The following is a 13,064-nucleotide window of genomic DNA, read 5'->3' as shown; positions in this document are numbered from 1 at the left end:
GCATCAGTGGTTTTCCTTGGCGTGGTTGATCGTGTACTTGGGGATCTCGATCGTCACATTCTCCTGCGCCAGGATCGCCTGGCAACTCAGGCGTGACTGCGGCTCCAGGCCCCAGGCGCGGTCGAGCAGGTCTTCTTCGCCCTCTTCCGCCTCGTTCAGCGAGTTGAAGCCCTCGCGCACGATCACGTGGCAGGTGGTGCAGGCGCAGCTCATCTCGCAGGCGTGCTCGATGTCGATGTGGTTGTCGAGCAGCGCCTCGCAGATCGAGGTGCCGGCGGGCGCGGTGATTTCTGCACCTTCGGGGCAGTACTCGGGATGCGGGTAGATCTTGATCGTGGGCATGCTGTTGTTCTAGAGAGATTCGACCTTGCGCCCGGCGAGCGCGCGCGCGATGCCCGCGTTCATGCGCTGTGCGGCGAAGGCCTCTGTGTCGTCGGCCAGCTTCTTGGTCGCGGCTTCGATGGTGGCGGCGTCCGTGCTGCCCTTGACGGCTTCGCGCAACTGGGCCATCGATGCATCGATGGCCGCGCGCTCTTCGTCGCTCAGCAGGTCGCCGTCGGCATCGATCGCGCTCTGCGTCGCCAGCAGCATGCGGTCGGCATCGACGCGCGCCTCGACCAGCGCGCGGGCTTGCATGTCCTGCTGGGCGGTGGAGAAGCTCTCCTGCAGCATGGTCGCGATCTGGTCGTCCGACAGGCCGTACGAGGGCTTGACCGCCACGCTGGCCTCGACGCCGCTGGTCTGCTCCTTCGCGCTCACGCTCAGCAGGCCGTCGGCGTCGACCGTGAAGGTCACGCGGATGCGCGCGGCGCCGGCCGCCATCGGCGGAATGCCGCGCAGCGTGAAGCGCGCGAGGCTGCGGCAGTCGGACACCAGGTCGCGCTCGCCCTGCACCACGTGCAGCGCCAATGCGGTCTGGCCGTCCTGGTAGGTGGTGAAGTCCTGCGCCATCGCAGTCGGGATGGTCTGGTTCCGCGGCACGATGCGCTCGACGAGGCCGCCCATGGTCTCGATGCCGAGCGACAGCGGGATCACGTCGAGCAGCAGCAGTTCGCCCGCACCGTTGTTGCCGGCCAGCTGGTTGGCCTGGATGGCGGCGCCCAGCGCCACGACTTCGTCGGGGTTCAGGTTGACCAGCGGCTCGCGGCCGAAGAAATCGGCCACCGCGCGGCGGATCTGCGGCATGCGCGTGGAGCCACCGACCAGAACGATGCCCTTGAGCTCCTCGGCCTTGAGCTTCGCGTCGCGCAGCGCCTTGCGTACGGCGGCGATGGTGCGGTCGGTGAGCGGCTGCGTGGCGGCGTAGAACTGCTCGCGCGTGACTTCGAACGAAATCGTCTTGCCTGCGACCTGGGCCTTGAACACGACCGTCTCCGAATCGGTCAGCGCCTCTTTGGCGGCACGCGCGGCCACGAGCAGCGCAGCCTTGTCGGCATCGCTGGCGGCTTGCACGCCCGTCTGCGCGAGCACGAAGTCGGCCAGCGCATGGTCGTAGTCGTCGCCGCCGAGGGCCGAGTCGCCGCCGGTGGCGATCACCTCGAACACGCCCTGTGTGAGACGCAGGATCGAGATGTCGAAGGTGCCGCCGCCGAGGTCGTAGACCGCATAGACACCTTCGCTCGCGTTGTCCAGGCCATAGGCGATGGCCGCGGCCGTCGGCTCGCTGATCAGGCGCAGCACGTTGAGGCCGGCGAGCTGCGCCGCGTCCTTGGTCGCCTGGCGCTGGCCTTCGTCGAAATACGCGGGCACGGTGATGACGGCGCCGTAGAGCTCGTCGTCGAAGGTGTCTTCCGCGCGGAAGCGCAGCGTGGCAAGGATTTCCGCGCTGATCTCGACCGGCGACTTCTCGCCTGCCAGCGTCTGCACCTTGACCATGCCGCCGTCGCCGCTGCCGATGCGGTACGACATCGACTCGCGGTTCGCGATGTCGGCCAGGCCGCGGCCCATGAGGCGCTTCACCGAAGTGATGGTGTTGGCCGGGTCCTGTGCGCGAGCGGCCAGCGCGTCGAAGCCGATCTGGCGGCGATCGCCCTCGAGGTAGCGTACGGCCGAAGGCAGCAGCAGGCGGCCCTGGTCGTCGGGCAGGCATTCGGCCACGCCGTTGCGCACCGAGGCCACCAGCGAATGCGTGGTGCCGAGGTCGATGCCCACGGCGATGCGGCGCTGATGCGGGTCGGGCGCCTGGCCGGGTTCTGAAATCTGGAGAAGAGCCATGCCGTTATTGTCCCAACTGATCGAACTTGGCTTCGACGTCCTGCGCGAAGCGCTCAATGAACATGAGGGCTCTCACCTGCCTGGCCGCCGCCGGGTAGTCACCCTTCTCGTCGATCAGCCAGTCGAGCGACGAGAGCGCACGGGTGCGGCCGGCCTCGACTTCGGCGTTGAGCTTTTCGAGAGAAGCGATATCGGCGACGTCGTCGAGCGCCTCGCGCCACTCCATCTGCTGCATCAGGAAATCGGACGGCATCGCCGTGTTGTTCTCGGCATCGAGCGGCGCGCCATTCAGCTCGCAGATGTAGCTGGCGCGGCGGATCGGGTCCTTCAGCCGCTGGTAGGCCTCGTTGATGCGCACCGACCACTGCATGGCCACGCGCTGCGCTGCGGCGCCTTGCGCGGCGAAACGGTCCGGGTGGGCCTCGCGCTGCAGTTCCTTCCAGCGCGCGTCGAGCACTGTGCGGTCCTGCGCGAAGGTCGCCGGGACGGCGAACAGTTGAAAGTCGGTGTCGTTCAGGTTCATGGCAAGAAAAAACCGCCAGCACATGACATGTTGGCGGCTGTGGTCGCAGTCAGCGACGGCGCATCAACTCAGATGCGGAAGCTTTCCCCGCAACCGCAGCGGTCGCGCTCGTTGGGGTTGTTGAACTTGAAGCCCTCGTTCAGGCCCTCGCGCACGAAGTCGAGCTGCGTGCCGTCGATGTAGGCGAGGCTCTTCGGATCGACCAGCACCTTCACGCCATGGTCCTCGAAGACCACGTCCTCAGGCGTCAGCTCGTCCACATACTCGAGCTTGTAGGCCAAGCCCGAGCAGCCCGTGGTCTTCACGCCCAGCCGCACGCCCAGCCCCTTGCCCCTCTTGCCGAGGTAGCGGGTGACGTGTCGGGCAGCGGCTTCGGTCAGCGTGACGGCCATGTCAGTGGACAGCTTCGGCGGCGCCGGCAGCGGATTCGGTCTTCGCGCCGTGCTTGGCCTTGTAGTCGTTCACCGCTGCCTTGATGGCGTCCTCGGCCAGGATGGAGCAGTGGATCTTCACCGGCGGCAGCGCCAGTTCCTCGGCGATCTGCGCGTTCTTGAGCGCAGCCGCTTCGTCGAGCGTCTTGCCCTTGACCCATTCGGTCACGAGCGACGACGAGGCGATGGCCGAGCCGCAGCCGTAGGTCTTGAAGCGTGCGTCTTCGATCACGCCGGTTTCTGGGTTGACCTTGATCTGCAGCTTCATCACGTCGCCGCAGGCCGGCGCGCCGACCATGCCGGTGCCGACGGAGTCGTCGCCCTTTTCGAAGGAGCCGACGTTGCGCGGGTTCTCGTAGTGGTCGATGACCTTGGAAGAATATGCCATGGTGTACCTCTCAAACTTTGTTCAATCGTGGTGCCGGGTGCGGGCCTGACCTGCCGCTCTTCGCGTCAGTGGGCCGACCACTGGATCGTGCTGATGTCGACGCCGTCCTGGAACATCTCCCACAGGGGGCTCAGCTCGCGCAGCTTGGCAACGTTGTGCTTGATGGTCGAAATGGCGTAGTCGATCTCTTCTTCGGTCGTGAAGCGGCCGATGGTCATGCGAAGGCTGCTGTGGGCCAGTTCGTCGCTGCGGCCCAGGGCGCGCAGCACGTAGCTGGGCTCCAGGCTGGCCGAGGTGCAGGCCGAACCCGACGACACCGCCAGGCCCTTGATGCCCATGATCAGCGACTCGCCCTCGACGTAGTTGAAGCTCATATTCAGGTTGTGCGGCACGCGGTGCTCGAGGTCGCCGTTGATGAACACCTGCTCGATGTCCTTCAGGCCGTCGAGCAGGCGCTTCTGCAGGCGGCGCGCGTGTTCGATGTCCTTGTGCATCTCCAGCTTGGCGATGCGGTAGGCCTCGCCCATGCCGACGATCTGGTGCGTGGGCAGCGTGCCCGAACGCATGCCGCGCTCATGGCCGCCACCGTGCATCTGCGCCTCGAGGCGCACGCGCGGCTTGCGGCGCACGTACAGGGCGCCGATACCCTTGGGGCCATAGGTCTTGTGCGAGGCCAGGCTCATCAGGTCGATGGGCAGCTTCGTGATGTCGATATCGATCTTGCCGGTGGCCTGGGCCGAATCGACGTGGAAGACGATGCCCTTCTCGCGGCAGATGTTGCCGATGGAGACCACGTCCTGGATCACGCCGATCTCGTTGTTCACGAAGAGCACGCTGACCAGGATGGTGTCGGGGCGGATCGCTGCCTTGAACTTTTCGAGGTCGACGAGGCCGTTTTCCTCGACGTCGAGGTAGGTGACCTCGAAGCCCTGGCGCTCCAGTTCGCGCATGGTGTCGAGCACGGCCTTGTGCTCGGTCTTCAGGGTGATGAGGTGCTTGCCCTTGCCCTTGTAGAAATTGGCCGCGCCCTTCAGGGCGAGGTTGATCGACTCCGTGGCGCCCGAGGTCCAGACGATCTCGCGCGGGTCGGCGTTGATCAGCTCCGCCACCTGGCCGCGCGCCTTCTCGACCGCCTCTTCAGCCTCCCAGCCCCATGCGTGGCTGCGCGATGCCGGGTTGCCGAAGTGCTCGCGCAACCAGGGAATCATGGCGTCGACCACACGGGGGTCGACCGGCGTGGTCGCGCCGTAATCGAGATAGATCGGGAAATGAGGAGTTACGTCCATGGCTGGCTCGTGCTGGCGTGGGGTTGTTCTTTGATCTGGGCTGCTCAGGCCGGCGCCCGAAGGCGCCGCCGGGACTCTGACTCAGCGCTTTCAGGACTTCGCGAATGCGTTCCCGAGCGCGAACACCGAATTCGGCGCGTTCACGCGAATCGGCTTGACCACCGGCTGCGCGGAGATGGCGCGCTTGACGACCGGCTTGTTCTCGATCTGCACGCCCTTGGCGATCTGGTCGTCGACCAGCTTCTGCAGGGTGACGGAGTCGAGGAACTCGACCATGCGCTGGTTCAGAGAGGCCCAGAGCTCGTGAGTCATGCAGCGGCCGGCTTCGCCGAGGCAGTTTTCCTTGCCGCCGCACTGGGTGGCGTCGATGGGCTCATCGACGGAGACGATGATGTCGGCCACGGTGATGTCCGCTGCCTTGCGGCCGAGGCTGTAGCCGCCCCCGGGGCCGCGGGTCGACTCGACCAGCTCGTGGCGGCGCAGCTTGCCGAACAGCTGTTCGAGGTACGACAGCGAGATCTGCTGCCGCTGGCTGATCGCGGCCAGCGTGACCGGACCGGTGTTCTGACGCAACGCCAGATCGATCATGGCTGTGACCGCAAAACGGCCTTTGGTAGTGAGACGCATCGCAAGCTCCTTCAAGTGCTTACCGTTGAAATGACACCTTGGTCCAGGACCGCGGTGACCTCGTCTCCGCCCTGCCCGACCCCTGACGCTGGTGAACCAGCCGGTAGGAGTCGGTCCTTCATCGCGAAGTTCTTCTCTTTGTTGTTGAGTATTTCGCTCAAGTATAACAGAAGCCCCCGAGGTCTGCTCGGGTAAACCCCAGCGCGGGTTTGCGGGGAGATGCGAACGTCCGGCTTACTGCGCCAGACCTGCGATGTTGTCGCCGCCAGAGGCCCCGAACGCCTGCTCCCGCAGCAGCGCCAGCTGGTCGCGAACCCGGGCTGCCTTCTCGAATTCGAGGTTGCGTGCGTGCTCCAGCATCTGCTTCTCGAGCCGCTTGATTTCGCGGGCGATGTCCTTCTCGCTCATGTCCTCGACCTTGGCGCGCTCCAGGTCGAGCTTGGCCGCTTCCTTGCCGCTCTTTTCGCTGTAGACGCCGTCGATCAGGTCGCGCACCTGCTTGACGATGCTGCGCGGCGTGATGCCGTTGGCCTCGTTGTAGGCGATCTGCCGGGCGCGGCGGCGCTCGGTTTCGCCGATGGCCTTCTTCATCGAGTCGGTCATCCTGTCGGCGTACAGGATGGCCTTGCCGTTCAGGTTCCGCGCGGCGCGGCCGATGGTCTGGATCAGCGAGCGCTCCGCGCGCAGGAAGCCTTCCTTGTCGGCGTCGAGGATCGCCACCAGCGACACCTCCGGAATGTCCAGCCCCTCGCGCAGCAGGTTGATGCCCACCAGCACGTCGAAAGTGCCCAGGCGCAGGTCGCGCAGGATCTCCACCCGCTCCACCGTGTCGACGTCGCTGTGCAGGTAGCGCACCTTCACGCCGTTGTCGCCCAGGTAGTCGGTCAGCTGCTCGGCCATGCGCTTGGTCAGCGTGGTGATCAGCACGCGCTCGTTCTTCTCGACGCGGGTGCGGATTTCGCCCAGCACATCGTCCACCTGGTGCGTGGCGGGGCGCACCTCGACCTCGGGGTCGATCAGCCCGGTGGGCCGCACCAACTGCTCGACCACGTTGCCGGCATGGTCCTTCTCGTACTGCGCCGGCGTGGCCGAGACGAAGATGCACTGGCGCACCCGGGCCTCGAACTCCTCCAGCTTGAGCGGCCGGTTGTCCAGCGCGCTCGGCAGGCGAAATCCGTACTCGACGAGCGTGACCTTGCGCGCCCTGTCGCCGTTGTACATGCCGCCGAGCTGGCCGACCATCTGGTGGCTCTCGTCGAGGAACATCAGCGCGTCCTTCGGCAGGTAGTCGGTCAGCGTCGGCGGCGGATCGCCCGGCGCGGCGCCCGAGAGGTGGCGCGTGTAGTTCTCGATGCCCTTGCAGTGGCCGATTTCCGAAAGCATCTCGAGGTCGAAGCGCGTGCGCTGCTCCAGCCGCTGCGCCTCCACCAGCTTGCCGGCGCCGACGAGTTCCTTGAGCCGGTCGGCCAGCTCGAGCTTGATGGTTTCCACCGCCGCCAGCACCTTGTCGCGCGGCGTCACGTAATGGCTCGACGGGTACACCGTGAAGCGCGGCACCTTCTGCCGGACGCGCCCGGTCAGCGGGTCGAAGAGCTGCAGCGACTCGATCTCGTCGTCGAACAGCTCGAAGCGGATCGCCAGCTCGCTGTGCTCGGCCGGGAAGACGTCGATGGTGTCGCCGCGCACCCGGAACGTGCCGCGAGCGAAGTCCTGCTCGTTGCGCGTGTACTGCATGCGGATCAGCTGCGAGATCAGGTCGCGCTGGCCGACCTTGTCGCCGACGCGGGCAATCAGCCGCATCTCCATGTAGTCCTCGGGCGTGCCGATGCCGTAGATGGCGCTCACCGTGGCCACGATGACCGTGTCGCGCCGCTCCAGCACGCTCTTGGTGGCCGACAGGCGCATCTGCTCGATGTGCTCGTTGATCGACGAGTCCTTCTCGATGAACAGGTCGCGCTGGGGTACGTAGGCTTCGGGCTGGTAGTAGTCGTAGTAGCTGACGAAGTACTCGACGGCGTTCTTGGGGAAGAACTCGCGGAATTCGCTGTAGAGCTGCGCAGCCAGCGTCTTGTTGGGCGCGAACACGATGGCCGGACGCCCCAGCCGGGCGATCACGTTGGCCATGGTGAAAGTCTTGCCCGAGCCGGTGACGCCCAGCAGGGTCTGGAACGACTCGCCGTCCTTCACGCCTTCCACCAGCCCCTCGATGGCCGTGGGCTGGTCGCCGGCCGGCGGATAGGGCTGGTAGAGCTCGAAGGGCGAGCCCGGGAACTTGACGAACTCGCCCTGCTTCGCCGGCCCGATCGGGTCGAGTTTCTTCAGGTCTGCTATGGCTTCGTTGTTGTCTGGCATGGCTGTTCCCGACAGGTGGCGCTCGCGCCGGTAAAATTCAAGGCAACCGGAAAGCATAAAGCCACATCCGGTTGCAGCGCAGCTTTCATCCCAAAGGACCTTTCCATGTCTATGTTCACCGCGGTCGAAATGGCACCGCGCGACCCGATCCTCGGCCTCAACGAACAATTCGCAGCCGACACCAACCCCAACAAGGTCAATCTCGGCGTCGGCGTCTATTACGACGACAACGGCAAGCTGCCCCTGCTGCAGTGCGTGCAGGCGGCCGAGCAGAACATGATGAAGGCGCCCACCGCGCGCGGCTACCTCCCCATCGACGGCATCGCCGCCTACGACAACGCCGTCAAGGCGCTGGTCTTCGGTGCCGACAGCGAACCCGTCACCTCCGGCCGCGTGGCCACCATCCAGGCCATCGGCGGCACTGGCGGCCTGAAGGTCGGCGCCGACTTCCTGAAGAAGCTCAACCCCAACGCCAAGGTGCTGATCAGCGACCCGAGCTGGGAAAACCACCGCGCGCTCTTCACCAACGCCGGCTTCGAAGTCGAGAGCTACCCCTACTATGACGCCGCAAAGCGCGGCATCAACTTCGACGGCATGCTGGCCGCCCTCAACGCAGCCCCCGCCGGCACCATCGTCGTGCTGCACGCCTGCTGCCACAACCCGACCGGCTACGACATCACCCCGGCCCAGTGGGACCAGGTGGTCGCCGCCGTCAAGGCCAAGGGCCTGGTGCCCTTCCTCGACATGGCCTACCAGGGCTTCGGCTACGGCCTGAAGGAAGACGGCGCCGCCGTCGCCAAGTTCGTCGAAGCCGGCCTGACCTTCTTCGTCTCGACCTCCTTCTCCAAGAGCTTCAGCCTGTACGGCGAGCGCGTAGGCGCCCTGTCGGTGCTGTGCGAGAACAAGGAAGAAGCCGGCCGCGTGCTGTCGCAGCTCAAGATCGCCATCCGCACCAACTACAGCAACCCGCCCACGCACGGCGGCGCCGTGGTGGCCGCGGTGCTCGGCAACCCCGAGCTGCGCGCCCTGTGGGAGAAAGAACTGGGCGAGATGCGCGTGCGCATCAAGGCCATGCGCCAGGCGCTGGTCGACGGCCTGAAGGCCGCCGGCGTGAAGGAAGACATGAGCTTCATCACCACCCAGATCGGCATGTTCAGCTACTCGGGCCTCACCAAGGACCAGATGGTCCGCCTGCGCAACGAGTTCGGCGTGTACGGCACCGACACCGGCCGCATGTGCGTGGCCGCGCTCAACAGCAAGAACATCGGGCACGTCTGCGCTTCGATCGCCAAAGTCATCTAGGTGACAGCAATGTGTGAGGGAATCCGCCCGGGGCGACGATTCCTTCACACTCCCTCCGAGAAGAGCCCCGGCGGCGGGTGAATGTAGGGGTTAGGCCTCCTGCAATGCAGCGGATGCGCTGATATATTGCGCCGCAACATTCCACTCCAAGACTCCGATGCTCTATCAACTCTACGAAGCCCAGCGTTCCCTGATGGAGCCCTTCGCGGACTTCGCACAGGCGGCCTCCAAGCTCTACAGCCCCGGTGCCGTGTGGGGCCAGCTTCCGATCTCCCAGCGCATGGCCGCGAGCTACGACCTGCTCTACCGGCTGGGCAAGGACTACGAGAAGCCCGAGTTCAACATCAAGTCCGTCAAGGTCGACGGCGCGGAGGTCGTGATCCAGGAAGCCGTCGAGCTCGACAAGCCCTTCTGCGAGCTGCGCCGCTTCAAGCGTTTCACCGACGAGCCGCACATCCTCAAGACGCTCAAGAGCCAGCCCGTGGTGCTGATCGTGGCTCCCCTGTCGGGCCACTACGCCACGCTGCTGCGCGATACGGTGCGCACCATGCTGCAGGACCACAAGGTCTACATCACCGACTGGAAGAACGCGCGCATGGTGCCGCTGGCCGAGGGCGAGTTCCACCTCGACGACTACATCAACTACGTGCAGGAATTCATCCGCCGGCTGCAGGCCGAGTACGGCAACTGCCACGTGGTGAGCGTGTGCCAGCCGACGGTGCCGGTGCTCGCTGCCGTGTCGCTCATGGCCAGCCGCGGCGAACCGCTGCCGCTCACCATGACCATGATGGGCGGCCCCATCGACGCTCGCAAGTCGCCCACGGCGGTGAACAACCTCGCGATGAACAAGAGCTTCGAGTGGTTCGAGAACAACGTGATCTATCGCGTGCCACAGGGCTTCCCCGGCGCGGGCCGCAAGGTCTACCCCGGCTTCCTGCAGCACACCGGCTTCGTGGCGATGAACCCCGACCGCCACGCCAGCAGCCACTATGACTACTTCAAGGACCTCATCAAGGGCGACGACGCCAGCGCCGAGGCCCACCGCAAGTTCTACGACGAGTACAACGCCGTGCTCGACATGGACGCCGATTACTACCTCGAGACCATCCGCACGGTGTTCCAGGAGTTCGACCTGGTCAACGGCACCTGGGACGTCCGCAACCCCAAGGGCCAGGTGGAGCGCGTGCGGCCGCAGGACATCCACGCCACCGCCTTGCTGACGGTCGAAGGCGAGCTCGACGACATCTCCGGCTCGGGCCAGACCGAGGCCGCGCACAGCCTGTGCACCGGCATCGCCGACGACAAGCGCGAGCACTACGAGGTCAAGGGCGCCGGCCACTACGGCATCTTCAGCGGCCGCCGCTGGCGCGAACTGGTCTATCCGAAGGTGCTGAAGTTCATCGCGGCCAACGACCAGCCGCAAAGCCGTGCCAGCAGCCGCGGCGGCCTGGGTGCCGAAGACACCGTCAAACCCGGCCGCAGGATCCCCGCCTCCGTGGCCGCCAAGAAGGCGCCGGTGAAGAAGGCCGCGACCGTGGCGGCGAAGAAGCGCACCGCCCGCTGAAGCGGCAGCGCATCGACAACGCAAAGTGAACGGGCTCGCCGCACGGATCAACGACGCACTGCCTCAGACGCAGTGCACACGTTGCGGCTACCCGGATTGCGCAGGCTACGCGCAGGCCGTGGCCGACGGCGAGGCCGGCATCAACCAGTGCCCGCCCGGCGGCGCGGAAGGCATAGAGCGGCTCTCCCGCATCACCGGCCGCCCCGCCCTGCCCCTCGATCCCCGGTTCGGCACCGAAGGCCCGCGCGCCATGGCCGTCATCGACGAGGCCTGGTGCATCGGCTGCACGCTGTGCCTCGACGCCTGTCCCACAGACGCCATCGTCGGCATCAACAAACGCATGCATACGGTGATCGAAGCCCACTGCACGGGCTGCGAGCTGTGCATTCCGGTCTGTCCGGTCGACTGCATCTCGCTCGAAGTGGAAACGCCGGGCCTCAGCGGCTGGCAGGCCTGGTCGGCCGAGCAGGCCCGCAGCGCGCGCAGCCGCTACGAGGTGCACGGCAGGCACCGCAACACCGACGCCCGGCTGGCCGAAACCGCCCCCGAGCCCGAAAATGCGCCGCAAGACGCCGACGCCCGCAAGCGCTCCGTCGTCGAAGCCGCCCTGGCGCGCGCCCGCGCCGCCTCCCAACAACGACGCCCTCCGGCTGCCAAACTATGACGCTCGACACCCTGCTCATCTACGTGATCGCTTCGCTCGCGCTGGCCCTGATTCCGGGGCCGACGATGCTGCTGGCGCTGTCCAACGGCATCGAAGGCGGCATGCGCCGCGCGAGCTGGGGCATTGCCGGGGCATCGCTTGGCAGCATCACGCTGATCGCGGTCGTGGCGCTCGGACTGGGTTCGCTGCTGGCGGCTTCCGAATGGCTCTTCAATGCCATCCGTGTGGCCGGTGTCGCCTACCTCGTGTGGCTGGGCATCAAGCTCTGGCGCAGCGAGGCGACCGACCTGCGCACCGCGCTGGCCAAGTCGCCGCTCGAGATGCGGCCGCAGGGGCGCATCGCCCTCGTGCGCAGCCTCGCGGTGGCGCTGTCGAACCCGAAAACGGTGCTGTTCTTCGCGGCCTTCCTGCCGCAGTTCGTCGACATCACGAAGCCGCAGGGCCCGCAATACCTGCTGCTCGGCGCCGTGTTCGTCGTGCTCGACACCTGCGTGATGCTGGCCTACGCGGGCGCCGGCACGCAGGCCGTGCGCTTCCTCTCGCAGCGGGGCATCAGGCTGATGAACCGCGGCTGCGCAGCCGGCATGTGGCTGCTCGCGGCTACTTTGGCCGTGTGGCGCCGCCCCGGCGCATAGCAAGGCTCCCCCCAGGCTTCGCGCACTTCGTGTCGCTGCGCCCCCCTTCCGGGGACAACACCTGCGGCCCGGCGGAGCCGGTTCCGCGGTGTTCCTGACCAGCCCGGTTCAACCTCTGCGCTTGAAGAGCATCAGCAGCACGCCGGCCAGCACCACGGCCACGGCGTACCACTCGAAGCGGGTCACGGCCTCGTTGGCGATCCACACGCCCAGCAGCATCGCGATCACCGGGTTGACGAAGGTGTAGCTCGCGGCGAGCGCGGCCGGAGCCCTGGCCAGCAGCACCATGTAGGCGTTGAAGGCGATCAGCGAGCCGAACACCACCAGGTAGACCCAGGCGGCGAGCGCTTCGGGCTGAGGCGGCCAGCTCATGGTTTCGCCGGACACGGCCGCGAGCCCCATCAGCACCACGCCGCCGCAGAGCATCTCGCTCGCGAAGCCCATCGCGCCGGGCGCCAGCGGCAGGCTGCGCTGGCTCAGCACGCTGCCCAGAGACCAGCAGGCCGTGGCGATGCAGATGGCGACAAGGCCTTCTGGCGACGAGCGGAATCCGCTGCCCTGCGTGAGCATCAGCACGCCGACGAGGCCGAGCGCGATGCCGGCGGCCTCCAGCTTCGATGGCTTCACGCCCCAGATCAGGTTGAGCAACGCGATCAGCAGCGGGATCACCGCGATGAACGCCACCACCAGACCGGAGCCGATCGACACCTCCGCGTAGGCCGTGCCGCCCATGCCGCCGCCCAGCATCAGCGCGCCGACGATCAGCGCATTGCGCCACTGCACGAGCGAGGGCCACGGCGCCCCGCGCCAGCGCATCCAGGCCGCCAGCAGCACGCCCGCGACCAGGAAGCGCGAGCCCATCTGCAGGAAGGGCGGAAAGCTGATCAGCGCGTACTTGATCGCGAGATAGGTGGAGCCCCACACCACCCATGTGGCGGCGAGGCAAAGCCACAGCAGCGGCGGCAGCCCGTGACGGGCGGTGCCGGATGCGGCTTGGGCGGGAGAAGCGAGGGTCGGCATGTCGATGGCGTCTCTTGTTGGTATCGAGTGCCGGTCATGGTATGAAAGCCATCCTCCC

General features: G+C 66.5%; 13 protein-coding genes. 4 read left to right on the top strand and 9 right to left on the bottom strand.

Going from position 1 to position 13,064, the window contains the following annotated elements; genetic code table 11:
- Positions 1–3 precede the first annotated feature (3 nt).
- From fdx to uvrB, 8 genes are all read right to left on the bottom strand, one after another.
- The gene (fdx, locus tag ABL838_RS12790; protein ID WP_176667554.1) at positions 4–342 is read right to left on the bottom strand and encodes an ISC system 2Fe-2S type ferredoxin; all 339 of its coding nucleotides are present in this window, start codon (positions 340–342) and stop codon (positions 4–6) included.
- Positions 343–351: 9 nt separating this feature from the next.
- Complete coding sequence (hscA, locus tag ABL838_RS12785) at positions 352–2,214, bottom strand: Fe-S protein assembly chaperone HscA (RefSeq protein WP_418125544.1); 1,863 nt, start codon at positions 2,212–2,214, stop codon at positions 352–354.
- Positions 2,215–2,218: 4 nt separating this feature from the next.
- Complete coding sequence (gene hscB / locus ABL838_RS12780) at positions 2,219–2,737, bottom strand: Fe-S protein assembly co-chaperone HscB (RefSeq protein ID WP_418125543.1); 519 nt, start codon at positions 2,735–2,737, stop codon at positions 2,219–2,221.
- Between the two features lie 68 nt (positions 2,738–2,805).
- The gene (iscA, locus tag ABL838_RS12775) at positions 2,806–3,129 is read right to left on the bottom strand and encodes an iron-sulfur cluster assembly protein IscA (RefSeq protein WP_418125542.1); all 324 of its coding nucleotides are present in this window, start codon (positions 3,127–3,129) and stop codon (positions 2,806–2,808) included.
- Position 3,130: 1 nt separating this feature from the next.
- Positions 3,131–3,556 (bottom strand): Fe-S cluster assembly scaffold IscU, encoded by a 426-nt coding sequence (gene iscU / locus ABL838_RS12770; RefSeq protein WP_418125541.1) that lies wholly within the window; start codon positions 3,554–3,556, stop codon positions 3,131–3,133.
- Positions 3,557–3,621: 65 nt separating this feature from the next.
- On the bottom strand, positions 3,622–4,842 hold the full coding sequence (locus ABL838_RS12765) for an IscS subfamily cysteine desulfurase (RefSeq protein ID WP_418125540.1): 1,221 nt from the start codon (positions 4,840–4,842) through the stop codon (positions 3,622–3,624).
- A gap of 90 nt (positions 4,843–4,932) precedes the next feature.
- Positions 4,933–5,469, bottom strand: a complete 537-nt coding sequence (gene iscR, locus ABL838_RS12760; RefSeq protein ID WP_007828186.1) for a Fe-S cluster assembly transcriptional regulator IscR — start codon at positions 5,467–5,469, stop codon at positions 4,933–4,935.
- Positions 5,470–5,703: 234 nt separating this feature from the next.
- A complete protein-coding gene (uvrB, locus tag ABL838_RS12755; protein ID WP_369658486.1) occupies positions 5,704–7,821 on the bottom strand; it encodes an excinuclease ABC subunit UvrB in 2,118 nt (705 codons plus the stop codon).
- A gap of 105 nt (positions 7,822–7,926) precedes the next feature.
- Between uvrB and ABL838_RS12750 the strand changes: the two genes are divergently transcribed.
- The 4 genes from ABL838_RS12750 to ABL838_RS12735 all read left to right on the top strand — a co-directional run bounded on the left by ABL838_RS12750 (position 7,927) and on the right by ABL838_RS12735 (position 11,986).
- Positions 7,927–9,123 carry an amino acid aminotransferase gene (locus tag ABL838_RS12750; RefSeq protein WP_126018722.1) on the top strand — a complete coding sequence of 399 codons (1,197 nt, stop codon included), beginning with the start codon at positions 7,927–7,929 and terminating at the stop codon, positions 9,121–9,123.
- A 157-nt stretch (positions 9,124–9,280) separates the two neighbouring features.
- Positions 9,281–10,687 carry a polyhydroxyalkanoate depolymerase gene (locus ABL838_RS12745; protein WP_184638637.1) on the top strand — a complete coding sequence of 469 codons (1,407 nt, stop codon included), beginning with the start codon at positions 9,281–9,283 and terminating at the stop codon, positions 10,685–10,687.
- A gap of 25 nt (positions 10,688–10,712) precedes the next feature.
- On the top strand, positions 10,713–11,351 hold the full coding sequence (locus tag ABL838_RS12740; protein WP_418125539.1) for an RnfABCDGE type electron transport complex subunit B: 639 nt from the start codon (positions 10,713–10,715) through the stop codon (positions 11,349–11,351).
- Entirely contained in the window at positions 11,348–11,986 is a 639-nt protein-coding gene (locus tag ABL838_RS12735; RefSeq protein WP_369658488.1) for a LysE family translocator, read from the top strand. The genes ABL838_RS12740 and ABL838_RS12735 overlap by 4 nt, the downstream gene beginning before the upstream one ends.
- Positions 11,987–12,094: 108 nt before the next feature.
- Here ABL838_RS12735 and yedA read toward each other — a convergent pair whose 3' ends face one another.
- Positions 12,095–13,006 (bottom strand): drug/metabolite exporter YedA, encoded by a 912-nt coding sequence (gene yedA / locus ABL838_RS12730; RefSeq protein ID WP_184638643.1) that lies wholly within the window; start codon positions 13,004–13,006, stop codon positions 12,095–12,097.
- Between the last annotated feature and the right edge of the window lie 58 nt (positions 13,007–13,064).

This window comes from Variovorax sp. 160MFSha2.1 (assembly GCF_048305075.1).
Lineage (GTDB): Bacteria > Pseudomonadota > Gammaproteobacteria > Burkholderiales > Burkholderiaceae_C > Variovorax > Variovorax guangxiensis.
The sequence above is the reverse complement of the archived record's forward strand: the minus strand, read 5'-3'. Positions and strand labels throughout refer to the sequence as shown.

Excerpts from the sequence above, each read along its gene's own strand:
- fdx (WP_176667554.1), bottom strand. The coding sequence starts at position 342 with ATGCCCACGATCAAGATCTACCCGCATCCCGAGTACTGCCCCGAAGGT.
- hscA (WP_418125544.1), bottom strand. The coding sequence starts at position 2,214 with ATGGCTCTTCTCCAGATTTCAGAACCCGGCCAGGCGCCCGACCCGCAT.
- hscB (WP_418125543.1), bottom strand. The coding sequence starts at position 2,737 with ATGAACCTGAACGACACCGACTTTCAACTGTTCGCCGTCCCGGCGACC.
- iscA (WP_418125542.1), bottom strand. The coding sequence starts at position 3,129 with ATGGCCGTCACGCTGACCGAAGCCGCTGCCCGACACGTCACCCGCTAC.
- iscU (WP_418125541.1), bottom strand. The coding sequence starts at position 3,556 with ATGGCATATTCTTCCAAGGTCATCGACCACTACGAGAACCCGCGCAAC.
- ABL838_RS12765 (WP_418125540.1), bottom strand. The coding sequence starts at position 4,842 with ATGGACGTAACTCCTCATTTCCCGATCTATCTCGATTACGGCGCGACC.
- iscR (WP_007828186.1), bottom strand. The coding sequence starts at position 5,469 with ATGCGTCTCACTACCAAAGGCCGTTTTGCGGTCACAGCCATGATCGAT.
- uvrB (WP_369658486.1), bottom strand. The coding sequence starts at position 7,821 with ATGCCAGACAACAACGAAGCCATAGCAGACCTGAAGAAACTCGACCCG.
- ABL838_RS12750 (WP_126018722.1), top strand. The coding sequence starts at position 7,927 with ATGTCTATGTTCACCGCGGTCGAAATGGCACCGCGCGACCCGATCCTC.
- ABL838_RS12745 (WP_184638637.1), top strand. The coding sequence starts at position 9,281 with ATGCTCTATCAACTCTACGAAGCCCAGCGTTCCCTGATGGAGCCCTTC.
- ABL838_RS12735 (WP_369658488.1), top strand. The coding sequence starts at position 11,348 with ATGACGCTCGACACCCTGCTCATCTACGTGATCGCTTCGCTCGCGCTG.
- yedA (WP_184638643.1), bottom strand. The coding sequence starts at position 13,006 with ATGCCGACCCTCGCTTCTCCCGCCCAAGCCGCATCCGGCACCGCCCGT.